Origin of the sequence: Xylophilus sp. (assembly GCA_009914555.1) — a bacterium.
Classification (GTDB): Bacteria; Pseudomonadota; Gammaproteobacteria; order Burkholderiales; family Burkholderiaceae_C; genus WNDY01.
On sequence record WNDY01000010.1, the window covers coordinates 71,641 to 94,918 of the forward strand.

19 protein-coding genes and 2 pseudogenes are annotated in these 23,278 nt (G+C 70.9%); 15 read left to right on the forward strand and 6 right to left on the reverse strand.

The genetic code is table 11. The features are described 5' to 3' along the window. Positions 1–939 (forward strand): alpha/beta fold hydrolase, encoded by a 939-nt coding sequence (locus GAK38_RS07500; RefSeq protein ID WP_325342848.1) that lies wholly within the window; start codon positions 1–3, stop codon positions 937–939. Beyond that, on the forward strand, positions 939–2,096 hold the full coding sequence (dprA, locus tag GAK38_RS07505; RefSeq protein WP_325342850.1) for a DNA-processing protein DprA: 1,158 nt from the start codon (positions 939–941) through the stop codon (positions 2,094–2,096). Before GAK38_RS07500 ends, dprA begins: the two co-directional genes overlap by 1 nt. On the opposite strand, the gene GAK38_RS07510 is transcribed toward dprA, so the two are convergent. The 4 genes from GAK38_RS07510 to yajC form a co-directional block, all read right to left on the reverse strand. Further along, complete coding sequence (locus GAK38_RS07510; protein WP_325342852.1) at positions 2,093–4,435, reverse strand: DUF1631 family protein; 2,343 nt, start codon at positions 4,433–4,435, stop codon at positions 2,093–2,095. The two genes, dprA and GAK38_RS07510, sit on opposite strands and share 4 nt — an antisense overlap. A 116-nt stretch (positions 4,436–4,551) precedes the next feature. Next, positions 4,552–5,505 carry a protein translocase subunit SecF gene (gene secF / locus GAK38_RS07515; protein ID WP_325342854.1) on the reverse strand — a complete coding sequence of 318 codons (954 nt, stop codon included), beginning with the start codon at positions 5,503–5,505 and terminating at the stop codon, positions 4,552–4,554. 97 nt (positions 5,506–5,602) lie between these two features. After that, positions 5,603–7,528: a protein translocase subunit SecD gene (secD, locus tag GAK38_RS07520; protein ID WP_325342856.1), complete on the reverse strand. Its 1,926-nt coding sequence runs from the start codon at positions 7,526–7,528 to the stop codon at positions 5,603–5,605. An 87-nt stretch (positions 7,529–7,615) separates the two neighbouring features. Continuing rightward, positions 7,616–7,954, reverse strand: coding sequence for a preprotein translocase subunit YajC (gene yajC, locus GAK38_RS07525; RefSeq protein WP_325342858.1), 339 nt, complete (start codon positions 7,952–7,954; stop codon positions 7,616–7,618). 430 nt (positions 7,955–8,384) lie between these two features. On the opposite strand from yajC, the gene GAK38_RS07530 reads away from it, so the two are divergent. From GAK38_RS07530 to GAK38_RS07565, 8 genes and pseudogenes are all read left to right on the forward strand, one after another. Beyond that, positions 8,385–8,723: a DUF3649 domain-containing protein gene (locus GAK38_RS07530; RefSeq protein ID WP_325342860.1), complete on the forward strand. Its 339-nt coding sequence runs from the start codon at positions 8,385–8,387 to the stop codon at positions 8,721–8,723. Between the two features lie 4 nt (positions 8,724–8,727). After that, on the forward strand, positions 8,728–10,368 hold the full coding sequence (locus GAK38_RS07535) for a PepSY-associated TM helix domain-containing protein (protein ID WP_325342862.1): 1,641 nt from the start codon (positions 8,728–8,730) through the stop codon (positions 10,366–10,368). Positions 10,369–10,400: 32 nt separating this feature from the next. Beyond that, positions 10,401–10,763, forward strand: coding sequence for a DUF3325 domain-containing protein (locus GAK38_RS07540; protein WP_325342864.1), 363 nt, complete (start codon positions 10,401–10,403; stop codon positions 10,761–10,763). Positions 10,764–10,901: 138 nt separating this feature from the next. Then, a pseudogene (locus GAK38_RS07545) lies at positions 10,902–12,257 on the forward strand (esterase-like activity of phytase family protein). Between the two features lie 67 nt (positions 12,258–12,324). Continuing rightward, a complete protein-coding gene (locus tag GAK38_RS07550; RefSeq protein WP_325342866.1) occupies positions 12,325–12,666 on the forward strand; it encodes a TA system antitoxin ParD family protein in 342 nt (113 codons plus the stop codon). After that, positions 12,663–13,307 carry a zeta toxin family protein gene (locus GAK38_RS07555; protein WP_325342868.1) on the forward strand — a complete coding sequence of 215 codons (645 nt, stop codon included), beginning with the start codon at positions 12,663–12,665 and terminating at the stop codon, positions 13,305–13,307. The genes GAK38_RS07550 and GAK38_RS07555 overlap by 4 nt, the downstream gene beginning before the upstream one ends. Positions 13,308–13,371: 64 nt before the next feature. Then, a complete protein-coding gene (locus GAK38_RS07560) occupies positions 13,372–14,106 on the forward strand; it encodes an ABC transporter substrate-binding protein (protein ID WP_325342870.1) in 735 nt (244 codons plus the stop codon). 7 nt (positions 14,107–14,113) lie between these two features. Further along, complete coding sequence (locus tag GAK38_RS07565) at positions 14,114–14,992, forward strand: phosphotransferase enzyme family protein (protein WP_325342872.1); 879 nt, start codon at positions 14,114–14,116, stop codon at positions 14,990–14,992. A 39-nt stretch (positions 14,993–15,031) separates the two neighbouring features. Here GAK38_RS07565 and GAK38_RS07570 read toward each other — a convergent pair whose 3' ends face one another. Further along, the gene (locus GAK38_RS07570) at positions 15,032–16,429 is read right to left on the reverse strand and encodes an aminopeptidase P N-terminal domain-containing protein (protein WP_325342874.1); all 1,398 of its coding nucleotides are present in this window, start codon (positions 16,427–16,429) and stop codon (positions 15,032–15,034) included. A gap of 328 nt (positions 16,430–16,757) precedes the next feature. On the opposite strand from GAK38_RS07570, the gene GAK38_RS07575 reads away from it, so the two are divergent. Then, positions 16,758–18,020 carry a YbfB/YjiJ family MFS transporter gene (locus GAK38_RS07575; protein ID WP_325342876.1) on the forward strand — a complete coding sequence of 421 codons (1,263 nt, stop codon included), beginning with the start codon at positions 16,758–16,760 and terminating at the stop codon, positions 18,018–18,020. Here GAK38_RS07575 and GAK38_RS07580 read toward each other — a convergent pair. After that, entirely contained in the window at positions 18,014–18,790 is a 777-nt protein-coding gene (locus GAK38_RS07580; protein WP_325342877.1) for a nucleotidyltransferase family protein, read from the reverse strand. The genes GAK38_RS07575 and GAK38_RS07580 overlap by 7 nt on opposite strands. Positions 18,791–19,223: 433 nt before the next feature. On the opposite strand from GAK38_RS07580, the gene tkt reads away from it, so the two are divergent. The 4 genes and pseudogenes from tkt to GAK38_RS07600 form a co-directional block, all read left to right on the forward strand. Further along, on the forward strand, positions 19,224–21,287 hold the full coding sequence (gene tkt, locus GAK38_RS07585) for a transketolase (RefSeq protein ID WP_325342878.1): 2,064 nt from the start codon (positions 19,224–19,226) through the stop codon (positions 21,285–21,287). A 40-nt stretch (positions 21,288–21,327) separates the two neighbouring features. Further along, positions 21,328–22,329: a type I glyceraldehyde-3-phosphate dehydrogenase gene (gene gap, locus GAK38_RS07590; RefSeq protein ID WP_325342880.1), complete on the forward strand. Its 1,002-nt coding sequence runs from the start codon at positions 21,328–21,330 to the stop codon at positions 22,327–22,329. 117 nt (positions 22,330–22,446) lie between these two features. Beyond that, a pseudogene (locus tag GAK38_RS07595) lies at positions 22,447–22,713 on the forward strand (DUF3363 domain-containing protein); the annotation flags it as partial. Between the two features lie 313 nt (positions 22,714–23,026). After that, a partial coding sequence (locus GAK38_RS07600) for a transposase (RefSeq protein WP_291781585.1) occupies positions 23,027–23,278 on the forward strand: 252 nt, incomplete at its 3' end.

The following is a 23,278-nucleotide window of genomic DNA, read 5'->3' on the forward strand; positions in this document are numbered from 1 at the left end:
ATGCCGTCGCCCTTCGCCATCGACCCGGCCACCGAGGCGGCGCTCGGCAGCCTGCGGCGCGTGCGCGCCGGCGTGCTCGACGTGGCCTTCCACGAAAGCGGCCCGGCCGACGGCACGCCGGTGCTGCTGCTGCACGGTTTTCCGTACGACGTGCATGCCTATGCCGAGGTGGCGCCGCGGCTGGCCGCGCAGGGCTGCCGCGTGGTCGTGCCCTACCTGCGCGGCTACGGCCCCACGCGCTTCGCCGACGCGGCCGCGCCGCGTTCGGGCGAGCAAGCAGCGCTCGGCGACGACCTGCGCGCCCTGCTCGACGCGCTGGCGCTGCCGCGCGCGCTGCTGGCCGGCTACGACTGGGGCGGGCGCGCCTGCTGCATCGTCGCGGCGCTCTGGCCCGAGCGCTGCGCGGGCCTGGTCTCGGTCAACGGCTACAACTTCCAGCACATCGCCTCGGCGCAGCGCCCGGCCGCGCCCGAGAACGAATGGCGCCTGTGGTACCAGTACTACTTCCACAGCGAGCGCGGCCGCGCCGGGCTGGCGCAGGACCGCGCGGCGTTGTGCCGGCTGCTCTGGAAGCTCTGGTCGCCGACCTGGGCGTTCGACGACGCCACGTTCGCCCGCACCGCGCGCGCGTTCGACAACCCGGACTTCGTGGACGTCGTCATCCACTCCTACCGCCACCGCTTCGGCCTCGCGGCGGGCGACCCGCGGCTGGCCGGCATCGAGGCCCGGCTCGCGCAGCAGCCGCCGATCGGCGTGGCGGCGATCACGCTCGACGGCGCCGCCGACGGCGTCATGGCCGTCGGCGGCACGGCCGCGCATGCGCACCACTTCACCGGCGCACACGAACACCGCGTCGTGCCGGGCGCCGGCCACAACCTCCCGCAGGAGCGGCCGCAAGCGTTCGCCGACGCCGTACTGGCTCTGCGGGCCGCCGGCTGATGGAGCGCGACGAACTGGCCGGCTGGCTGCGCCTCGGCTTGGCCGAGGGCGTGGGCAGCGAGGCGGCGCGCCGGCTGCTCGCGGCCTTCGGGCTGCCGGCGCAGGTGTTCGCGCAATCCCTCGACGCCCTGGCGCAGGTCGTGAGCCCGGCGCAGGCGCGGGCGCTGCACGCCGTGCCGTCCGACAGGCTGGCGGCCCGGCTCGACGCCACCTGGGACTGGCTGCGGGGCGCCGACGAGCGCGGCGCCGCGCGCGCCGTGGTCACGCTCGGCGATGCGCGCTACCCCGGCGCGCTGCTGGCCGCCGACGACCCGCCGGTGCTGCTCTACCTGCTCGGCGCACCGGCCTTCCTGGAACGGTCCGCCAGCTTCGCGCCGCCCGGCCGCTGCCTCGCGGTGGTCGGCAGCCGCAACCCGACGGCCCAGGGCGCGGCCAACGCACGGGCCTTCGCCCAGGCATTGCGGTCGGCCGGGCTCACCATCGTCTCGGGCCTGGCGCTCGGCGTGGACGGCGCGGCGCACGAGGGCGCGCTCGACGCGGCGGTCGACGACGGCCAGCCGGCCACCATCGCCGTCGTCGGCACCGGGCTCGACCGCGTCTACCCGCGTCGCCACCTGGCGCTGGCCCGCCGCATCGCGCAGCACGGGCTGGTCGTGAGCGAGTACCCGCTGGGCACGCCGCCGCTGGCACCCAACTTCCCGAAGCGCAACCGCATCATCGCGGGCCTGTCGCAGGGCACGCTGGTGGTGGAGGCGGCGCTGGCCTCGGGCTCGCTGATCACCGCGCGGCTGGCGGCCGAGCAGGGGCGCGAGGTGTTCGCGATCCCCGGCTCGATCCATGCGCCGCAGTCGCGCGGCTGCCACGCGCTGATCCGCCAGGGCGCCAAGCTGGTCGAGTCGGCGCAGGACGTGCTGGAAGAACTGCACCTGCCCGCGCCCGCCACCGCCGCGGCACCGCCGCCGCCCGCCACCGCGCAGGACGGCAGCGACGACGCGGTGCTCCAGGCGCTGGGCTTCGATCCGGCCGGGCTGGATGCGCTGGTCGCGCGCACCGGCATCGACGCGGCGGCGCTGCAGGTGCGGCTGCTGGAGCTGGAACTGTCCGGAGAGGTGGCGCGGCTGCCGGGCGGCCTGTTTCAGCGGGTCGGTCAAGCCTAGATACTCCCCTCCCTACATGTCGCTGGCGCGCTTTTCCCGCCGACCAGCAGAGCATACTCCTCAGGAGAACAGCAACTCCGGATTCGCGTTGATCGTCGCGACGGCCTCGCGCGTGGCGCGCACGGTGAGGCCTTCCTCCTCCTGCGGCACCAGCTGCCCGGCGCCCAGCAGCGCGCCCAGGCGCTTGACCTGCACCAGGTAGCTGCGGCCGTCGGCGGCAGCGAACAGGTAGAGCTGGGCTCGCTCGCTGCGCCAGGCGTACTGCACCGGCACGGCCGCGCCGCGCCGCGCTGGCGCAGCGTGAACCAGGTGCCGGGCACCAGGTCGAGCGCCCAGGCGACGAGTTCGCCGTCCACGGGGGCGCCGTCCTCGGCGATGATCCGCAGGTTCTCGGCATCGTCGCCCAGCAGCAGCTCCAGGCTCGCCGCGTCCAGCGGCAGCTCGCCGGTCGCGGCGTCGTCGATGAAGTCCTCCAGGTGCGCGAGCCGGCGTGCCATGGCATCGATGCGCGCCTGCGGGATCGCCTCGGTGCGCGACATGAAGGCATCGGCCAGCGTCTCGCTCAGGCGCTTGATCTGCACCTCCTGCGCGGCCTCGCTCACGCCCAGCAGCCCCAGGCCGCGGCGCAGGCGCTGCAGCAGGCCCGGCAGGTCGGCGATCACGCGGGCGCGGTCGGCGCGGCTGGGCTTGGCGCCGGCGGCCCAGACCAGGTCGGCCGCGGCCTGGCGCAGCGCCAGCGTGTCCTCGTGCCGCGGGCCCAGCCGCACGGCCGACAGGGCCAGCACCTCGGCCCAGACCTTGAACAGGAAGTCGCGCACGTCGTCGCGCACCGACATGTCCTCGAGCATGCGGCGCAGCTCGATCGTGTACTGCACCGCCAGCGTCTCCTTCTGCTCGACCTGCTGGGCCACACCGACCAGGCGCCGGGTGGACTGCTTCTCGGTGAGGAAGCGGGCGAGGAATTTCTGGAACTCGTCGTGCACCAGCTGGAACACCCGGCGGCCGGTCTCGGGGTACTGCTCGATCACCTGCACCACGCGGCGGATCTCGGTCTCCAGCGCGCTGCCGCTGATGGCGTGGCTGTCGAAGCCCAGCACGCAGGAGCCCATGCGGTCGATCAGCTGGCGCGCCGGGTGGTCGAGCGTGGAGAAGAAGTCCTCCGGCTCGGCCAACGCCACGCGCAGCACCGGCAACTGCAGCCGCGAGAACCAGACCCGCACGTTCGGCGGGATGCGCTTCTCGGTCAGGATGCTCTGGAACATCAGCGCGACGACCTCGATGATCGCCTTCTCGCTGGCGTTGCCGGTCTTCTGCTTGAGCTCGGCCGAGGTCGCCCGCACCGCGGTGGCCGCGCGCGCGATGCCCTGCGGGCTCCAGTCCTCGATCAGCGTGCCGCCGCCGCTCGGCAGGTCGCCCTGCCGCTCGCGCCGCGGCGCCAGGGCCTGGGCCAGCGCGGCCGAGGCCGGCGCCAGCGGCTGGGCCCGGGTCGGATCGACCGAGGTGCCGGCCGCCGCCGCGCCGCCGGCCTGGTCCAGCAGGCGCCGCAGCTGGCCGATGACGCCCTGGGCCCGCTGGCGCGCGCGCGCCAGCGGTGCCGGCATGGTGCGCCCCGGCGCGGCCGCGAGGCCGCCGGAGGTGGTCGTGGTGCGCGCCGGCAGCGGTGCCGGTGCCGCCGGCAGCCCGGCCGCGCCGCCGGACGCCAGCGCGCCGACGGCGGTCGACGGGCCGGAGCGGCGCACGCTGGCGCGCAGGTCGTGCCGGGCCTCGACGCCGGCATCGGCCAGGAAGCCGTTGGCGACGCGGTAGGCATCGCCCAGCAGACTGGCCAGGTCGCGCTGCAGGCCGCCGGCCACCAGGGCCAGCGCGGTGCGCGGCAGGCCCACTGCGACCCAGGACTCCACCAGCAGCTGCACCAGCGGCTCCACGCGCAGCAGGTCGTCGGCAGGCAGGTCGGCGCCCTCGATCCGGCGCATGCGCAGCCGCAGTTCGTCGAAGCTGCCATCGAGCTTCTCGGCCACGCCCTGGGCGATGCGCGAGGCGGCGATGCGGTTCTCGACCACGTCGTCCTCGACCAGCGAGAAGCCGAAGCGGTCGCCCGGAACCGGCGCGGCCGGCGCCGCGGCGGCAGCGGGTGCCTGCGTGCCGGCGCGGCGCCAGGCGGCGGCCGTGTGGTCGATCCAGTCCTGGTGGTGCTGCTGGTAGAGCGTCCAGGCGTCGCGGCGGTCCTGCAGGTCGCGCTGCGTGGCCGGCGCATCGAGCAGGCCGGTGAGGAATTCCTGCACCCCGGCGCCCATGGTCGCGAGGCCCCGGCGTGCGGCGGTGGCGAAGCGCTCGCGCACCTGGCGGCCCAGGGGCGACGCGCAAGCGGGAGCAGAAGGAGGAGGAAGCGGCGGCACAGCGGAAATATTAGCCCGGTTGGGTTGCCTGCCGCTGCGCGTCTGCGCGTGCCTGGCCCCTAGACGACGGCCCCGTCGTTCGGGTCGTTCGGGTCGCCTTCCTTCCTGGCCGGCGCCTTGACCAGGTCCTCGCGCTTGACGCCCAGCCACATGGCGATGGCCGCGGCCACGAACACCGACGAGTAGATGCCGAACAGGATGCCGATGGTCAGCGCCAGCGCGAAGTAGTGCAGGCTCGGGCCGCCGAAGAAGAACATCGACAGCACCATCGCCTCGGTCGAGGCGTGGGTGATGATCGTGCGGCTCATCGTGCTGGTGATGGCGTGGTCGATCACCTCGTGGGTATTCATCCTGCGGAACTTGCGGAAGGCCTCGCGGATGCGGTCGAAGATCACGACCGACTCGTTGACCGAGTAGCCCAGCACCGCGAGCACGGCGGCCAGCACCGACAGCGAGAACTCCCACTGGAAGAACGCGAAGAAGCCCAGGATGATGACCACGTCGTGCAGGTTGGCGATCACCGCGGCCACGCCGAACTTCCATTCGAAGCGCAGCGCCAGGTAGACCACGATGCCCAGCACCACCATGCCGAGCGCGAGCAGCCCGCCGTGCACCAGCTCGTCGCCGACCTGCGGGCCGACGAACTCGACGCGGCGCAGTTCGGCCGTGCTGTCGGCCGCCTTGAGCGCGCCGATCACGCGCTCGCTCTGCTGGGCCGAGGTGACGCCCTTTTGCACCGGCAGGCGGATCATCACGTCGCGCGCGGTGCCGAAGTTCTGCACCTGCACGTCAGCATAGCCGAGCGACGAGACGGTGCTGCGCACCCTGGCGAGGTCGGCCGGCTGGCTGTAGGCCACTTCCATGACCGTGCCGCCGGTGAACTCCACCGACAGATGCAGCCCGCGGGTGAACAGGAAGAACACCGCGAGCGCGAAGGTGATGAAGGAGATCGCGTTGAAGACCAACGCGTGCTTCATGAAGGGGATGTCCCTCTTGATGCGGAAAAACTCCACGATATTTATTCCTTGTTCGGAGTTTTCAGAGGAGGCTCATATGCGCAACGCGCATGTGATGCCGGAACCAAGAATTCCATGAGCGCTGCTCCTCTTCTTAGGGCTGGGCCGGGGTCTTGCCGGCCACCGCGGCGGCGGCATCGCCCCCGGGCCTCCAGACCTGGCCGATGGACACGCTCTTCAACTTCCTGCGGCGGCCGTAGACCAGGTTGACCAGACCGCGCGAGAAGAACACGGCCGAGAACATGCTGGTGACGATGCCGATGCAGTGCACGATGGCGAAGCCGCGCACCGGGCCGGAGCCGAAGGTGAGCAGCGCCACGCCGGCGATCAGCGTGGTGACGTTGGAGTCGAGGATGGTGGCCCAGGCGTGGCGGTAGCCTTCGTCGATCGCCTTCTGCGGGGCGACGCCGGCGCGCAGCTCCTCGCGGATGCGCTCGTTGATCAGCACGTTGGAGTCGATCGCCACGCCGAGCGCCAGCGCCATGGCGGCGATGCCGGGCAGCGTGAGCGTGGCCTGCAGCATCGACAGGACGGCCAGCAGCAGCAGGATGTTCACCGCGAGCGCCACGGCCGAGATGAGGCCGAACACCGCGTAGTAGATGCACATGAAGACCGCGATGGCGACGCAGCCCCAGACCACGCTGTGGATGCCGCGCGAGATGTTGTCGGCGCCCAGGCTCGGGCCGATGGTGCGCTCCTCGATGATCTCCATCGGCGCCGCGAGCGAGCCCGCGCGCAGCAGCAGCGCGGTGTCGTTGGCCTCGACGGTCGTCATGCGCCCGGAGATCTGCACGCGCCCGCCGCCGATCTCGGAGCGGATCACCGGCGCGGTCACGACCTCGCCCTGGCCTTTCTCGAACAGGATGATGGCCATGCGCTTGCCCACGTTCTCGCGCGTAACGTCGCGGAAGATGCGCGAGCCCTTGGCGTCGAGCGTGAGGTTGACGGTGGGCTCGTGGTTCTGGCCGTCGAAGCCGGGCTGGGCATCGGTCAGGTTCTCGCCGGTCAGCACGACCTGCTTCTTGACGATGACGGTCTGGCCGTTGCGGTCCGGGTAGCGCTCGGCGCCGAAGGGCACGGCGCCCGAACCGCGCTCGGCCGCGCGGGCCTCGGTGCTCTCGTCGACCATGCGCACTTCGAGCGTGGCGGTGCGGCCCAGGATGTCCTTGGCCTTGGCCGTGTCCTGCACGCCGGGCAGCTGCACGACGATGCGGTCGGCGCCCTGCTGCTGGATCACCGGCTCGGCCACGCCCAGTTCGTTGATCCGGTTGTGCAGCGTGACGATGTTCTGCTTGAGCGCCTGGTCCTGGATGCGGCGCACCGCCTCGGGCTTGATCGCGCCGACCAGCACCGTGCCTTCGCCCGCGCCGCCTGCGGCGCCTGGTGCTTCCTGGCGGTCGGTGAGGGCCAGGTCGGCGAACGCGTCGGCGATCGCGTTGCGCGCGGCGGTGGCCGTGGCCGCGTCGCGCACCCGCACCTCGACCGTCTGGCCGTTGCGGCTGACGCCGCCGTGGCGGATGTTCTTGTCGCGCAGCGTGGTGCGGATGTCCCCGGCGAGCGATTCGGCGCGCTTGTCGAGCGCGGCCTTCATGTCGACCTGCAGCATGAAGTGCACGCCGCCGCGCAGGTCCAGGCCCAGGTACATGGGTTGCGCATGCAGCGCGGTCAGCCACTGCGGCGAGCGCGGCAGCAGGTTGAGCGCGATGATGTACTGCGGCTTGGCCGCGTCGGGCACCAGGGCGCGCTCGATGGCGTCCTTGGCGCGGATCTGGGTGTCGGGCGTGTCGAAGCGCGCGCGCACCGAGGTGCTGTCGGCGCCGATCGCGTCGGGCGTGATGCTGGCGGCCTTCAGGGCCTCTTCCACCCGCTGCTGCACCGCCGCGTCGATCTTGACCGACGACTTGGCGGCCGAGACCTGCACCGCAGGCGCCTCGCCGAAGAAATTGGGCAGCGTGTAGAGCGTGCCCACGAGCAGCGCGATGACGATGATCGCGTACTTCCAGACCGGGTATCGGTTCATGTTGATGCCAACCGCGCTAACAGATCAGACGGGGCGGATGCCCCCACGGCCCCGGCCCGCAGGCGCCGGGGAACGGTGCGAGGGTCGTTATGACTTCAGGCTGCCTTTGGGCAGGACCTGCGTGACGGCGCTGCGGCTCAGGGACACTTCCACGCCGTTGGCGATCTCCAGGCCGATGGTGGTGTCGGCGACGCGGGTCACGCGGCCGATCAGGCCGCCGGTGGTGGCGACTTCGTCGCCCTTGGCCAGCGCGTCGATCATCGCGCGGTGCTCCTTCTGTCGCTTCATCTGCGGACGGATCATGATGAAGTACAGCACCACGAACATCAGCACCAGCGGCAGCATGCTGGTGAGGGAGGCGAAGATGCCGCCGCCTGCAGTGGCTGCGGGGGCGGTCTGGGCGAAGGCGGATGAAATGAGGGACACGGGGACTCCACGCGAGGGGCTTCGGACGCCGGGCCGCCAGGCGGCACGCGGGCTGCGACGAGGGCCCGGCGAGGGAACCCGGCATTGTATGCGTGGGGGTCGCAGCGCCATGGGGCGTAACCCTGCGCCGCGCCGGACATGTGCGCCGCCCGCACAGCCGGCGCCCGCGCAGGACCTTCCCATACTCCCCGCCCAACCCGTCCCTGGTGCGCTTGGTACAAGCGCAATCAACCCATACCCCCCACATGGAACTTTGCTGCGGCAGCGGCTGGCCGAAAGCACCGCCTTCCGCACATAATACGAACGGTTATCAGTTAAAGGTGGCCGGGCCCCGCTGGCCGGCCTGCCGGCCGCCACGCCGCATGTTCCCTCCGTTGGATTCCGCCATGTCGACCCCTTCCGTCACGCCCTCGCGGGCGCGTGCGCAGCGATGAGCGCCGCGCCCCCTTCCGGCACCGCCACGCCGCCCGCCTTCTGGTCCCTCTGGACCCGCCTGGGCGAGGACGCCCGCTATCGCCTGGCCGTGGCCTCGCGCGCGCTCGCGGCCATCGCGGGCGGCTATGCGATCGCGGCGCTGGCGACGGCGGCGCTGGCGCTGTGGCTGCCGCTGGCGCGCGCCGAGGCGGTGGTGGCGGCCACGCTGCTGTCCTTCGCCGTCTATGCCTGCGCGGTGGTCTGGGTGTTCGCCGCGCGCTCGGCCTGGCGCGCCTGGGGCGGGCTGCTGGCCGCGTCGGCGGTGCTCGGCCTGGCGGCCTGGATCGGAGGGTGATGCGATGAAGGAAGGATGGCGCCAGTCCATGGCCTGGCTGCACACCTGGTCGGGCCTGCTGGTCGGCTGGGTGCTGTTCATGGTGTTCCTGGCCGGAACGCTGGCCTACTACCGCGCCGAGATCACGCTGTGGATGAAGCCCGAGAGCCACGTCGCCACGCTGGGCCTGCCCGCGCAGGCCGACCTGGCCGCGCGCGCCCTGGCCACGCTGGAGAAGAAGGCCGCCGGCTCCAACCGCTGGATCATCGGCCTGCCCGACGGCCGCGAGCCGACGGTGCGCATCTTCTGGAACCCGCCGGTGCGCGAGGGCGAGGCGCCGCAGCGCGGCGGCCGCCGCCGCTTCGAGAGCGCCGACCTCGACCCGGCCACCGGCGAGCCGCTGCCCGCGGCGCGCGCCACGCGCGGCGGCGACTTCTTCTACCGCCTGCACTTCGACCTGCACTACATGCCGGTCCTCTGGGCGCGCTGGATCGTCTGCTTCTGCGCCATGTTCATGCTCGTGGCCATCGTCAGCGGCGTGATCACGCACAAGCGCATCTTCGCGGACTTCTTCACCTTCCGTCCGAAGAAGGGCCAGCGCAGCTGGCTCGACGCGCACAACGCCACCGCAGTGCTGGCCCTGCCCTACCACCTGATGATCACCTACACCGGCCTGGTCACGCTGATGTTCATGGTCATGCCCTGGGGCATCCAGGCGCAGTACAAGGAGCAGAACGGCAGCGCCGCCTTCTTCAACGAGATCTTCGGCCGCGAGGACCGCAACGCCAGGCCCTCGGGCACGGCCGCGCCGCTGGCGCCGATCGCACCGATGCTGGCCCAGCTGTCGGAGCGCTGGAACGGCGCGCAGGCCGGCAGCGTCACCGTGGCGAACCCGGGCGACGCCGGGGCCCGGGTGACCATCACCCGCGGCTCCGGCGACGCGATGACCTCGCGGAACCCGTCGATGGTGTTCGACGGCGCCACCGGCAGGCTGCTGGCGGTCAACGGCGACAACGCCGGCGGCGCGGCCGCGACGCAGGGCGTGATGGTCGGCCTGCACGAGGCGCGCTTCGCCCATCCGCTGCTGCGCGCGCTGTTCTTCCTCTCGGGCCTGGCGGGCTGCGCGATGGTGGCCACCGGCGCGCTGCTGTGGGCCGTCAAGGAGCGGCAGAAGCATGCCAGGGTGCTGGCCAGGGGCGGCCGCGCGGGCTTCGGCCTGCGGCTGGTCGACGGGCTCAACATCGGCGCCATCGCCGGCCTGCCGATCGCCGTAGCCGTCTACTTCTGGGCCAACCGGCTGCTGCCCCTGGGCATCGGGCAGCGGGCCCAGGCCGAGATCGACACCTTCTTCGCCGCCTGGGCCATCGCCGCGCTGGCCGCGCAGGTGCGGCCCGACCGCGCCATGTGGCGCAGCCAGCTCTGGACCGCGGCCGTGCTGATCGCGCTGCTGCCGGTGCTCAACGGCCTGACCGGCGGCGCGCACCTGGGCGTCACGCTGGTCCACGGGCCGGGCCCGGTCGCCGGCTTCGACCTCGTGGCGCTGGCGCTGGGCGCGCTGCTGGGCTATGCGGCCTGGAAGCTCGGCCGCAAGCCGGCCGGCAAGCCGCGCACCGCGCCCGCCGCCGAACCGGTCCTGCCCGCCACGGCTGCCGCACGCACGTCCTGACCCGTTTCGACCGTTTCGCGCTTCTTTTCCCCATGATCGACAGGAACAGCCTGCTCTTCCTCGCCGCGCTCGGCTTCTCGCTCGGCGGCTTCGCCGCCCTGAGCCTGGCGATGGACCGCCACTACGAGGACTGGGCCGGCCGCGGCCAGGAGCCCGGCCGCTGGCGCGGCCCGCTGCGCCTGCTGGGCACCGCCGGCGTGGCGCTGTCGCTGGCGGCCAGCGTCGCGCGCCAGGGCTGGTCGGTCGGCTGGGTGCTGTGGGCCGGCGTGCTGACCGCCGGCGCGCTGGCGCTGGTGCTGGTGCTGACCTATGCACCGCGCCGCGCCAACTGGCTGCTTGGCGGCGCGACCGGGGTGGCGCTGCTCGCCGGCATCGGCGCCCTGGCGGCCGGCTGACGGATACCCCCATGGTAGCAGTCCCAGAGCTGGCGTGATCCGGGCGCTACAACCGCATACCCCCGCCTCTTTCGATTCACGGCGCTGTCATCCAGCCCAGGCATCGTCGGCGTCTTCAACCGCCTCGTTGCCTCTGCCATGACGACAACCCGCTTCCTGCCTTTCGCCCTCGCCCTGCTGGCCGGCGCCGCCGCCGCCCAGACGCCCGCGAGCTTTCCCGCCACGCTCGCCGGCCATGCGCTGCTGCCGGCGTAGAGCTTCGTCCCCGCGCCCAAGGACGCACCGGCCGACCTGCAGGCCAGCGGCAAGTTCACCACCGGCAGGCGCGTGGAGGCCATCGGCACCGTCGAGGGCGACTCCTACGGCCGCAGGACCGGCGTGTCGCTGCCCTTCAAGGGCCAGCCGCTGCAGGGCCACTCGGGCATCAAGCGCATGCCGGACGGCAGCTTCTGGACCCTGACCGACAACGGCGCCGGCGCCAAGGCCAACTCGCCGGACTTCATGCTCTACCTGAACCACTACAAGGTGGACTTCAAGAGCGGCCGGTTCCAGCGCCTGAAGACGGTCTTCCTGCACGACCCCGACAAGAAGGTGCCGTTTCGCATCGTGCAGGAAGGCACGAAGCAGCGCTACCTGAGCGGCAGCGACTTCGACCCCGAGAGCTTCCAGTTCGCCGGCGGGTCGCTGTGGATCGGGGAGGAATTCGGCCCCTTCCTGATCCAGGCCGACCTGAACGGCAAGGTGCTCGCCGTGTTCGACACGCTCGTGGACGGCAAGCCGGTGCGCTCGCCCGACCACCCGGCCGTCACCACGGCGGGAGCGCCCGATGCCAAGGCGCCGGGCTTCCAGGTCAAGCGTTCCAAGGGCTTCGAGGGCATGGCCGCCAGCAAGGATGGCAGCCGGCTCTACGCGCTGCTCGAAGGCCCGCTGTGGAACGAGGAGGCCAAGGCCTACGAGTCGGTCGAGGGTGGCCGGCAGTACCTGCGCGTGCTGGAGTTCGACGTGAAAGCCCGGCAGTGGACCGGCCGCCACTGGAAGTACGTGCTGGAGGCCAACCACCATGCGATCGGCGACTTCAACCTCATCGACGACACCACCGGGCTGATCATCGAGCGCGACAACGGCGAAGGCACGGCCGACCGGGCCTGCCCAGAAGGCGGCAAGCGTGCCGACTGCTTCCACGATATCGCGAAGTTCAAGCGCATCTACAAGGGCGAGCTGACCGATGCGAATGCCGGCGGCGAGTTGCGCAAGATCGGCTACATCGACCTGCTCGCCATCCAGGACCCGAACCGTCTGGCCCGCAAGCCGCTGAACGACGGCGTGCTCAAGTTTCCCTTCTTCACCATCGAGAACGTGGACGTGGTCGACGCCACCCACATCGTGGTCGGCAACGACAACAACCTGCCGTTCTCCAGCAGCCGCGAGCCGAACCAGGCGGACGACAACGAACTGGTGCTGCTGGAGGTGGGCGAATTCCTGCGGGCCCGATGAGGCGAAGCCACGACAGTTTGCGGCCCAGAACCCAGATGGCGCAAAATGCGCCAAAAGGAGTCTTGCCATGCCTGCACCGTCCGCCTTCGCCTCCGTCAAGCTGCCCTCTGCCCTGGTGGAGCGGGCCAGGCAATCGGCCCAGCCGCTGCGCCGCTCGGTCGCCAGCCAGATCGAATACTGGGCCACGCTCGGCCAGGTGGTGGAAAGCACCGGGCTGAGCGTGCAGGAGGCGCGGGCGGCGATCGAGGCCTATGAAACCGCTGCGAAGGCCCCCGTCGCACCCGAACAGCAGGCCGATGCGCTGGTCGGCCGCTTCCTCGCCGCGGAGGCTGACGGCAGCCTGGCCCAACGCGTGCGCGACGTGGTGGCCGAAAATCGCCTTCGCGCTGCGGCCCGGACGCCCGCTTGACCAAGCGCACCGGCGCGCCCCGCCGCCTGCATTCCGTGCCTTCCGCGGACCGCCCTGTCTTCTACCTGCTGGCCGGACCGAACGGCGCCGGCAAGAGCACGCTCTACAGGGCGCTGGCTGCTAACGGTACGATCTCGCCCGAGATCGAGTTCGTCAACGCGAACCTGCACGAAGCGGCACACCTTCGGCACATCGGCGATCCGCAGGACCGCTCGGAAGCGGCCCGGACCTGGGCCGATGCGCGCCGCTCGACCCTGCTGGCGACCGGGCAGTCCTTCGTCAGCGAGACCGTGTTCTCGCACCCCTCCAAGCTCGCACTGATCGACGAAGCGCTTGCGGCAGGCTTTCTGGTCGTGCTGATCGTCGTCGCGCTCGACCATCCCCAACGCCTGCTCGAACGGGTACGCCGCCGCGTGGACGAAGGCGGCCACCATGTGCCCGACGAGCGCATCCTTGCGCGCTATCCCCGCACGCTGGCCCTGCTCGCGCAGGCCGTGCGCCAAGTACCGATCGCCCTGCTCTACGACTCTGCCGACATCACGCCCGGCACCCACCGGCTGGTTGCCGTTTGCCGCAATGGGTCGGCACAGCCCCAGGTAACGGACATGCCCCAATGGACCGCGACCGTACTCGGCGGCTGATCCGGGCGGCCCGCTGCACGATCTGCGAACATCGTTATCTTTGTCAGCCACCGGAGCCCATCGCATGACCTTGCCCGCCGCCATCGTCCAGGCCTTCACCCCGACCGGGGTGCTGCGCGCCTCCATCAACACCGGCAACCCGGTCCTCGCGCGTGCCGATGCGGACCATGGCGCGGCCGGCGTGTCCGTCGACCTCGCACGGGCTTTCGCCGGGCGGCTCGGCGTGCCGCTGGAACTGGTGGTGTTCGACACCGCCGGCAAGTCGGTCGACGCGGTGGCCAATGAGCAGGCCGACATCGGCTTCTTCGCCATCGACCCGGTGCGCGGCGCGCAGATCGCGTTCACCGATGCCTATGTGCTGATCGAGGGCGCCTACCTGGTGCGCCAGGATTCGCCGCTGCAGGCCAACGACGAGGTGGACCGCGCCGGCCACCGCGTGGCCGTGGGCAAGGGCAGCGCCTACGACCTGCACCTCACACGCGAGCTGAAGGCCGCGGAGATCGTGCGCGCGCCCAGTTCGCCGGCCGTGGTGCAGGCCTTCCTCGACCAGAGGCTCGACGTGGCCGCGGGCGTGAAGCAGCAGCTCGAATCCGCGCTCTCCGACCATGCCGGCCTGCGGCTGCTGCCCGGGCGGTTCATGGTGATTCGGCAGGCGATGGGCACGCCCAAGTCGCGCGGCGCCGCCGCGGCCGAGGCCCTGCGCGCCTTCGTGGAGGAGCAGAAAGCCAGCGGCTTCGTGGCCGAGGCGCTGCGCCGGCATGACATCCAGGGCGCCTCGGTGGCGCCGGCGGCAGCCTGAAGAAGGTGTGAACGAATCCGCCATGCCCGGCGCCGACGCAGCGATCCGGCATGCCGCAAGCCTCTGGGGGCTGAGCGGAACCGGCGCACCGACGACCTTCTCGACCAATGGCGTCGTCCGCAGGTTCGGGAACTGCTGGCTCAAAGGCCGCAAGGATCGCCGGCAATGCGAACGCGAGATCGCGGCGATGGGCTTTCTTCGGGCAGACAGCCGCGTCCATGTTCCGAGGCTCGTCCCGAACGCACGCGGCGATTCGCTGGCGTGCACGGGCGGAACCTGCTGGTTCGTGGAGGAAAGCCTCTGCGGTGTGCATCCGGACGCCGACGACGGGACGGCGTACCAAGAGGCAGCGGCGGCCGTCGGCAGGCTGCATGCAGCGCTGGAACATCTCGCAGGCGAGGGAATTCCCTGCAGCACGCTGGCGCAGATCCATGCGGCCCTGGAGATCGGTCGACCGGAGCCCATTCTGCGCAGCACCGGCGAACTCATCGCGCACAGGCTGCGCGACATCGGCGGCTGGGAGACGCAAGTCATCCATGGCGACCTGTCCCATCCGAATCTCCTGGTCGCGCCGGACGGGCAGTATGGATTCATCGATTTCGAGTTCCTGGCCAGGGACGCGCGGGAATTCGACGTCGCCATCCTGGTCATCACCGCACTCTGCCGCTCCCATCTGTCCGACGATGCCAAGGCCGCTGCCGTTCAGGGGATTTCGGAAGCCGCCGGCCTGCCGGCTGAGCGCCTGCTGCTTGCGGCCGTGGCCAAACGGTGGCTGGCGGCGATTTCCAACCTGGCCTTTCCCGGAGGGCCGTCCCGGGCAGCGCTCTCGGTACAGCTGGCGCACCTCGAAATCCTCCACTCCTGGCTCGGCCGCGCGGGCAGGTAGCGCTCCGCGCGCAGCGGCGCATGCGCGCCCCGGCTGCGCCTAACCGCGCATCAGCGCCTCGATCTCCGCGGCCTCCACCGGCACGCCGCGCGTCAGCAGCTCGTTGCCGTCCTCGGTGACGAGCGCGTCGTCCTCGATGCGGATGCCGATGTTCCAGAACTTCTCGGGCACATTCTCGGCCGGGCGCACATAGAGGCCGGGCTCGATGGTCAGCACCATGCCCGCACGCAGGATGCGGCTGGGGCGGCTCTTGATGGTTTCGCCCGAGAGCGGATCGCGCCGCTCGGTGAACCGGTCCGCCTCGCCGGGCTCGACATAGCTGCCGACGTCATGCACGTCCATGCCGAGCCAGTGGCTGGTGCGGTGCATGTAGAACGGGAAATAGGTGCGCTGCTCGATCACGTCCTGCGCGGTGCCGGCCTTGTCAGCGTCGAGCAGGCCCAGGTCGAGCAGGCCCTGGGCCAGCACGGCGACGGTGGCGTCGTGCGGGTCGTTGAAGCGCGCGCCCGGCCGCGTGGCCTCGACCGCCGCATACTGGCTGGCGAGCACCAGGTCGTAGAGCGCGCGCTGCGGGCCGGTGAAGCGGCCGTCGGCCGGGAAGGTGCGGGTGATGTCGCCGGCGTAGCTGTCGTATTCGGCGCCGGCGTCGATCAGCACCAGCTCGCCGGCGCGCAGTGGCGCGTTGTCGGCGCGGTAGTGCAGCACGCAGGCATTCGCGCCGGCCGCGACGATCGAGGTATAGGCCGGAAACTGCGCGCCGTGGCGGCGGAATTCGTGCAGCAGCTCGGCTTCGAGGTGGTATTCCCGTGCGTCCACGCCTTCGCGCAGCAGCCGGGCGCTGGTCTGCATGGCGCGCACGTGGGCCTGGGCGCTGATGCGGCCGGCAGTGCGCAGCAGCTGCTGTTCGTGCGCGTCCTTGACGAGGCGCATCTCGTCGAGCGGGCCGCAGAGGTCGCGCTGCTGCCCGGGCGCGATGGCGCCGGCGCGTACGCGGGCGCGCACCTTGCCGAGCCAGCCGTCCACCTTCGTCTCCAGCGCGGCATGGGTGGCGAACGGATACCAGACGGCCTCGCGGTCCTCCAGCAGGCGCGGCAGGCGCTGGTCGAGTTCGGCGGTGGAGAAGGCCTCGTCCACGCCGAGCGCTTCGGGCGCGGCCGCGGGGCCCAGGCGGTAGCCGTCCCAGGTCTCGCGCTCCAGGTCCTTGGGCTGGCAGAACAGCGTGCTGCGGCCGTCGCCGGCCAGCACCAGCCACGCATTGGGTTCGGTGAAGCCGGTGAGGTAGTGGAAGTAGCTGTCGTGCCGGTACGGGAAGTCGCTGTCGCGGTTGCGGCTGCGCTCGGGCGCCGTGGGGACGAGGGCGATGCCGCCTGCGCCGAGCTGGGCGGCGAGGCGGGCGCGGCGGGCTGCGTGGATGGCGCGGTGGACGGTGTCGGTCATGGAGCGGCGGGCGCGGAAGCTGCGGACGCAGCCATTGTCCACCGGCCGGCGGCTGCGCACAGGACGAACGAGCCGGCGCCGTCGAACGCAGGCGCCGCGAGCGTCGGCGGCGCGATGGACTCTGCGGCCGCAGGCCCGCACGCGCGGCCTGAGCACCCCGCTGTGGGACGGCCCGGCTTCGCAACGTTTTGCAGACATAGTTGCCGGCGACGACATTTTTCGTCCGAACCGTCACGCTATCCTCGCCGGTTCACCTTGCCGTCGCAATGGCCCCCTCCGCCCTTTCCCACCCTCCGCGCCGGCATGCATGCCGGCGGGACGCCGCCGCATGACGATGGACGCCGCGTTGCCGAAGGACGCGGCGCGCGTTGCGCTGATGGGCCTCCTGTCGGTGGCGGCGGCCATGGGCATCGGCCGCTTTGCCTTCACCCCGATGCTGCCGTTGATGCTGAACGACGGCCTGCTCACGCTGGTCGAGAGCTGCCTGCTGGCCGAGAGCAACTACCTCGGCTATTTCCTCGGAGCCGTGCTGTGCTCGGTCCTGCCCGGCCTCTGGGAGCGGCGGACCGGCACCGAAATCCCCGACGCGGCGCTGGCCGCCATCGGGCTGGCGGCGACCGTGGCGCTGACACTGGGCATGGCGCTGCCGCTGCCCCGGTGGTGGCCGTGGCTGCGGTTCCTGTCCGGCATGGCGAGCGCCCTGGCTTTCGTCTTCACGGCGAACTGGTGCATGCGCCGGCTGGCACAGCACCACAACCCGGCGCTGGCCGGGTTCGTGTATTGCGGCTCGGGCACGGGCATCGCCCTGGGTGGCCTGTCGGCCGGCACCGTCGCAGCGCTGGGCTGGGGCGCCGCGGCCGGCTGGACGCTGCTGGGCGGACTCTCCGGCGCCATCGTGCTGTGGGCCGGCCATGCCTGGCGCCGCGACCGGCTGCGCGGCGGCATCATGCACGCGGCGGCGCCGGCGCACGCCGCGCAGCCGGCCTTCGCGGACGCGGCGCCGCCGTCGAAGCGGACGCTGACCTGGCTGGCGCTGGCCTACGGCCTGGCGGGTTTCGGCTACATCATCATCGCCACCTTCCTGCCGGTGCTGGCGCGCGAGATGCTGCCGGGCTCGCGCTGGGTGGACCTGTTCTGGCCGCTGTTCGGCCTGTGCGCGGCGCTGGGCTGCCTGTTGGCGACGCGGCTGCCGCAGCACTGGGACAACCGCCTGCTGCTGGCGGCCTGCTACGGCGCGCAGGCGCTCGGTGTGGTGATGGGGCTGTGGTGGCCCAGCGTGGCGGGCTTCGTGCTGTGCAGCGTGCTGGTGGGTACGCCGCTCACCGCGCTGACGCTGTTCGCCTTCCGCGAGATCCGGCTGCGCTGGCCGCACCGGGCCGCGTCGATCATGGGACTGATGACGGCCTTGTATGCGCTGGGCCAGATCCTGGGGCCGCCGCTGGTGGGCGTCTCGCTGCGCGCAGGCTACGGCCGGGCGGAGGTATTCGCCTGGTCGCTACATGCGGCCGGCGCGGCCCTGCTGGTGGGCGGGGCGGTCTGGCTCACGGCCTGCGTCCGGGCGCCGGCGCGGGGCATGGTGCGAGCCTACTGATCGCTGCGCAGAGGCGCGCCGGCGTCGAGCACGGCCAACTGCGCAGGCGTGCCGACGTTGGCCCAGCGGCCCTGGTAGAGCGAGGCGCCGACCACGCCGGCATCGATGCCCGCGCGCAGCAGAGCCACCAGCGGCCGCGCCAGGCCCTGCGGATTGCCGAAAGCGATGTCGCACAGCGGCGGGCCGAAGAATGCACGCCGGAAGAGGGCGAGGTTGGAGAAGGTGTAGCGCGGCACCTCGGGGTCGGCGGCGTTGTGGATGCGGCCGCCGGCGTCGAACGCGAAGTCGCCGTCGGGATGGAAGTCCGGGTTGGGCACCAGCCACAGGTGGGCCAGCTCGCCGCTGGCGGCGAAGCGCTCGCGCACGGCCTCGTCGAAGGCGAAGTCCGGCGCCAGCACGTCGCCGGACGCGACCCAGAAGACTTCTTCCAGCAGCGGCAGCGCCCGCGCGATGCCGCCCTGGGTCTCCAGCGCGTAGCCGAAGTCGAGTTCCTCGCGCGAGTACGACACGGCCAGCACCCGGCCGTTGTCCAGGCCCACGCGCGCGCCGAACCGGTCCTGGATCTGCTGGCCGAGCCAGCCGGTGTTGACGACCACGTGCGCCGCGCCGCCAGCGGCCAGGGCCTCCATCGCCCACTGCATGAGCGGGCGGCCCTGCACGGCGAGCAGCGGCTTGGGGGTGGAATCGGTCAGCGGGCGCATGCGCGCGCCGCGGCCGGCGGCGAGGATCAGGGCACTGGCCGGGGCGGAATGGGAGGGCAGGCGGACCATGGCGCGATTATCCGAGGACGCGGCCCGGCGCCCACGCCGCCGTACGGGCGCCGCACATACTGCCGCCAGGACCATCCCATGGCGCACGACACCCAATCGTTCCAAGCCCATACTCCCGGACGTTGCGACCAAGCTGCCGCGCCGCAGCGCGTTGCGCCCGGCCTGCACAGCGTCGAACAGCGCCTCCAGCGCCGCCGTCGGGAAGGCGTGGGCCAGCGGGCCACCGGCTGCAGGCCGGCGCGCAGGCCTCGGCCTCGCAGGCGGCCAGCAGCGCGGGCGCACCGGTCAGCCAGCGCGGGTCGCAGCGGCAGTCATGCAGGTCGGCGGTGAGGTGGCGTGCATGCAGGGCGGGCGTGTCCTGGCGGCGCAGTATGCCGCGCCGGTAAAATGGCGGGCTTTTCCCATCCCACCCGAACACCCCGGAGCCCGCCGCATGGCCGACCCCCAAGCCGATCACCGTCAACTGGCCAACGCGATCCGCGCACTGGCGATGGATGCAGTCCAACAGGCCAACTCCGGCCACCCCGGAGCGCCCATGGGCATGGCCGACATCGGCGTGGCGCTCTGGCACCGGCACCTCAAGCACAACCCGGCCAACCCGCACTGGCCCGACCGCGACCGCTTCGTGCTCTCCAACGGCCACGGCTCCATGCTGCTCTACGCGCTGCTGCACCTGACCGGCTACGACTTGGCCCTAGAGGAGCTGAAGAACTTCCGCCAGCTGCACAGCAAGACGCCGGGCCACCCTGAAGTCGGCTACACCCCGGGCGTCGAGACGACCACCGGCCCGCTGGGCCAGGGCGTGACCAACGCGGTCGGCTTCGCGCTGGCCGAGAAGCTGCTGGCCGCCGAGTTCAACCGCGAAGGCCACACGGTGGTGGACCACCACACCTACGTGTTCCTCGGCGACGGCTGCCTCATGGAAGGCATCAGCCACGAGGCCGCCTCGCTCGCGGCGGCCTGGAAGCTCGGCAAGCTCATCGCCATCTACGACGACAACGGCATCTCGATCGACGGCCAGGTCGCGCCCTGGTTCCCCGACGACACTGCGGCCCGCTTCCGCGCCTACGGCTGGAACGTGGTCGGCCCGGTCGACGGCCACGACGCCGAGGCGGTGGCCGCCGCGATCGCGAGCGCCAAGACCTCGGTCGACAAGCCCACGCTGGTCGTCGCCAAGACCGCCATCGGCCACGGCTCGCCGAACCGCGCCAACACCGCCAAGGCCCACGGCGAGCCCCTGGGCGGCGACGAGATCGCGCTGACCCGTACCGCGCTGGGCTGGCCCCACGCACCGTTCAGCATCCCCCGGGAAGTCTACGAAGCCTGGGACGCCAGGGCCCGCGGCGGCGCCGCCGAGGCCGACTGGCAGCAGCGCTTCGACGCCTACGCTGCCGCGCATCCCGCGCTGGCCGCCGAGTTCACCCGCCGCATCCAGGGCGACCTGCCCAAGCACTTCGCCCAGACCGCGGTCGACATCGTCGTCGCGGCCCACACCAAGGCCGAGACGGTCGCCAGCCGAAAGGCCAGCCAGATCGCGCTCGAAGGCTTCACCGCCGCCCTGCCCGAGCTGCTGGGCGGCAGCGCCGATCTGACCGCTTCCAACCTGACCAACACCAAGAGCACGCCCCCGCTGCGCTTCGACGAGGCCGGCAATGTGGTGCAGACCGAATCGGCGAGCGGCGCGCGCATCAACGGCCGCCACATTAACTACGGCGTGCGCGAGTTCGGCATGGCCGCGATCCTCAACGGCATCGCGCTGCACGGCGGCTTCATCCCCTACGGCGGTACCTTCCTCACGTTCAGCGACTACAGCCGCAACGCCATCCGCATGGCCGCGCTGATGAAGCAGCGCGTGATCCACGTGTTCACCCACGACTCCATCGGCCTGGGCGAGGACGGCCCGACCCACCAGTCGGTCGAGCATGCCGCGAGCCTGCGCCTGATCCCGAACCTGGACGTCTGGCGCCCGGCCGATACCGCCGAGACGGCCGTCGCCTGGGCCGTCGCGCTGCAAAGCCGCGACCGGCCGTCGGCGCTGCTGCTGTCGCGCCAGAACCTGCCCTATGCGCGCAAGAACGACGTGGGCGACATCAGCCGTGGCGCCTATGTGGTGGCCGAGCCGTCGTCGGTCGGCCAGCGCGGCCGCGCCAAGGCGGTGATCGTCGCCACCGGCTCCGAGCTGCAGCTGGCCCTGGCCGCGCAGGAACTGCTGGCGCGCGAGCGCAGAATCGGCGTGCGCGTCGTCTCGGTGCCCAGCACCACCGTGTTCGACCGCCAGGACGAAGCCTACAAGCGCGCCGTGCTGCCCGACGGCATCCCGCGCGTCGCGGTCGAAGCCGGCGTGACCGACGGCTGGTGGAAGTACGGCGTCGCCGCCGTCGTCGGCATCGACCGCTACGGCGAGTCGGCGCCGGCCAACGTGCTGTTCCCGCTGTTCGGCTTCACCGCCGAGAATGTCGCGGCCACCGTGCGCAAGGTGCTCGGCAAGCGCCGGTAATCCTGTTTTCCGATTCCCAACCATCCAGGAGCAAGCAACCATGACCCTCAAGATCGGTATCAACGGCTTTGGCCGCATCGGCCGCAACGTGCTGCGTTCCGCCGTCCAGAACTTCCCGGACATCGAGGTCGTCGGCATCAACGACCTGCTGGAGCCCGACTACCTGGCCTACCTGCTCAAGCACGACAGCGTGCACGGCCGCTTCGAGGGCGAGGTTTCGGTCGAGGGCAACACCCTGACCGTCAACGGCAAGAAGATCCGCCTGACGCAGGAACGCGACCCGGCCAATCTGAAATGGAACGAGGTCGACGCAGAAGTCGTGGTCGAGTCCACCGGACTGTTCCTCGACAAGGCCACAGCCGGCAAGCACCTGGCCGCCGGCGCGAAGAAGGTCGTGATCTCGGCGCCGAGCAAGGACGACACGCCGATGTTCGTCTTCGGCGTCAACGACAAGACTTACGCCGGCCAGGAGATCGTCTCCAACGCCTCCTGCACCACCAACTGCCTCGCGCCGCTGGCCAAGGTGCTCAACGACAAGTGGGGCATCAAGCGCGGCCTGATGACCACGGTGCACGCGGCCACCGCCACGCAGAAGACGGTGGACGGCCCGAGCAACAAGGACTGGCGCGGCGGCCGCGGCATCCTGGAGAACATCATTCCGTCGAGCACCGGCGCGGCCAAGGCCGTGGGCGTGGTGATCCCCGAACTCAACAAGAAGCTCACCGGCATGAGCTTCCGCGTGCCCACCTCCGACGTCTCGGTCGTGGACCTGACCGCCGAACTGGTCCGGGAGGCCAGCTACGACGAAATCAAGGCCGAGTTCAAGGCCCAGGCCGAAGGCGCGCTCAAGGGCATCCTCGGCTACACCGAGGAGAAGGTGGTCGCCACCGACTTCCGCGGCGACGCCCGCACCTCGATCTTCGACGCCGACGCCGGCATCGCGCTCGACAAGACCTTTGTCAAGCTCGTCGCTTGGTACGACAACGAGTGGGGCTACTCCAACAAGGTGCTGGAGCTGGCGCGCGTAGTCGCGGCGAAGTAGGCGGTGGCAGGCTTTTCGCCAAGCCATATTTCCGGCCCTTTTCCTGTCTTTGCCTTCAATGCGTCGGGTGCCGCACAGGGCGTTGCGCCAAGAAACCTTGAAGCAATGCAGTGCACTCTGGAGCAGGCCGCGAAGGAAATTGCCGCCGGAACCGGCCTGGTACATCGCCTTGTGACCGACGGGCAGCGCGGGGCCGGCATCTACCGGCGTTCCCTCATGCTCGCCAGTGGGCGTTACGCCATGCTCGACGACGGCATAGGATTCAACCTAGTTCCGTGGGAGCCGGTGATCAAACAGCGGCTGAGGTAGCAGTTCGCCGCTGCGGTATTCGGCGGCGGGGTATCGCGGGAGGTTGGGTGGCAGCGAGGACTGTTTGTCCAATGAGCGCAAAGGACGACTAAAGGGGAATGCTGTTCCATCTGTATTTCAACCTCAAACGTCCCCCAATCTGTACTGACAGTCTTTGGCAGCTTGGCGAATTGATGCTATGAAACCGTCCGGGGTGCTTTCTGGCCGATATACCATCGCCAACTCATAGGCAATCGGGGCCCCTTCGCCGTAGATCTCCTTGAAAACCACACCATGAGGTCGCGCCGCCTCCAGAAACAAGCTGGGCATCAATGCCACACCCATTGATCTTGCCCCCGTTTCACGGACACCCCTATAAGCGATTAACTATCGCAATAGGAGGTGGACGATGACCAAGAGCAAGGCAGGCAGAAAGGGGCAGGAGTTCAGCCTGGAGTTCAGGCAGCAGGCACTGTTGCGAGCGGCCACAGAAGGGGTAACCACGGTGGCTCGTGATCTGGGGTTGCAGCCTGCCCAGCTGTACAGTTGGCGCGCCCAGGCGCGGCGGCACGACCAGGACGATCAGGCACAACGCTTGGAGTTGGCCGAACATGCACGGCTCAAACGTGAAGTGGCGCGGCTGGAGGAGGAGAACGCTTTC

Excerpts from the sequence above, each read along its gene's own strand:
- GAK38_RS07500 (WP_325342848.1), top strand. The coding sequence starts at position 1 with ATGCCGTCGCCCTTCGCCATCGACCCGGCCACCGAGGCGGCGCTCGGC.
- dprA (WP_325342850.1), top strand. The coding sequence starts at position 939 with ATGGAGCGCGACGAACTGGCCGGCTGGCTGCGCCTCGGCTTGGCCGAG.
- secD (WP_325342856.1), bottom strand. The coding sequence starts at position 7,528 with ATGAACCGATACCCGGTCTGGAAGTACGCGATCATCGTCATCGCGCTG.
- GAK38_RS07530 (WP_325342860.1), top strand. The coding sequence starts at position 8,385 with ATGAGCGCCGCGCCCCCTTCCGGCACCGCCACGCCGCCCGCCTTCTGG.
- GAK38_RS07535 (WP_325342862.1), top strand. The coding sequence starts at position 8,728 with ATGAAGGAAGGATGGCGCCAGTCCATGGCCTGGCTGCACACCTGGTCG.
- GAK38_RS07540 (WP_325342864.1), top strand. The coding sequence starts at position 10,401 with ATGATCGACAGGAACAGCCTGCTCTTCCTCGCCGCGCTCGGCTTCTCG.
- GAK38_RS07550 (WP_325342866.1), top strand. The coding sequence starts at position 12,325 with ATGCCTGCACCGTCCGCCTTCGCCTCCGTCAAGCTGCCCTCTGCCCTG.
- GAK38_RS07560 (WP_325342870.1), top strand. The coding sequence starts at position 13,372 with ATGACCTTGCCCGCCGCCATCGTCCAGGCCTTCACCCCGACCGGGGTG.
- GAK38_RS07570 (WP_325342874.1), bottom strand. The coding sequence starts at position 16,429 with ATGACCGACACCGTCCACCGCGCCATCCACGCAGCCCGCCGCGCCCGC.
- GAK38_RS07575 (WP_325342876.1), top strand. The coding sequence starts at position 16,758 with ATGACGATGGACGCCGCGTTGCCGAAGGACGCGGCGCGCGTTGCGCTG.
- GAK38_RS07580 (WP_325342877.1), bottom strand. The coding sequence starts at position 18,790 with ATGGTCCGCCTGCCCTCCCATTCCGCCCCGGCCAGTGCCCTGATCCTC.
- tkt (WP_325342878.1), top strand. The coding sequence starts at position 19,224 with ATGGCCGACCCCCAAGCCGATCACCGTCAACTGGCCAACGCGATCCGC.
- gap (WP_325342880.1), top strand. The coding sequence starts at position 21,328 with ATGACCCTCAAGATCGGTATCAACGGCTTTGGCCGCATCGGCCGCAAC.